Here is a 616-nt window from a genome sequence, read left to right as displayed (position 1 = left end):
TGCCCGCACCGGACATGGCCGAGAGCAGGAAGAAGGCGAAGAAGGCCAGGATGGGCTTGCTCAGCAGCAGCTCGCGGCTGCTCACCTTCTGGTGGCTGCGCGCCTTGGGCTGGTCGCTCAGGATGCGCGCCTGGACCAGGATGGCGAAGACCACGGGCACGCCGAGCAGGCCCAGCAAGGCGAGCGCATGGCGCCAGTCCATGACCAGCAGCAGCAGCGCGACGGTCGGGGGGGCGAGCGCGAAGCCGAGATTGCCGGTGAAGGTGTGCAGCGCAAAGGCTCGACCCACGAATTCCTTGCGGATGGAGCCGGCCAGGATGGCGTAGTCCGCCGGATGGATCACGGAATTGCCGATGCCGGACAGCACGGCCAGGGCCAGGATCAGCCGGAAGTCGGTCACCAGGGACATGGCGCTGATGGAGAGCGCCATGATCAGCGTGCCGCCGACCAGGAACCACCGCGCGCCGTATTTGTCCACGAGGAAGCCGACGGGCGTCTGCAGCACGGCCGTGGTGGCGCTCATCAGCGCGACGGCGAGGCCCAGCATGGCGAAGGAGACACCGAACTCGTCACGCCAGACCAGGAAGAGCGGCGCCAGGCAGAGCATGTAGAAGTG

Annotated in this window: 1 protein-coding gene; it reads right to left on the bottom strand. The window is 67.4% G+C overall.

Going from position 1 to position 616, the window contains the following annotated elements; genetic code table 11:
* The coding region (locus AC1DWF_RS36105) for an MFS transporter (protein WP_476843258.1) at positions 1 to 616 on the bottom strand (616 nt) is incomplete at both ends.

This window comes from Aminobacter sp. P4_D5, from assembly GCF_056401815.1.
This window is presented reverse-complemented; position numbering and strand designations above follow the sequence as displayed.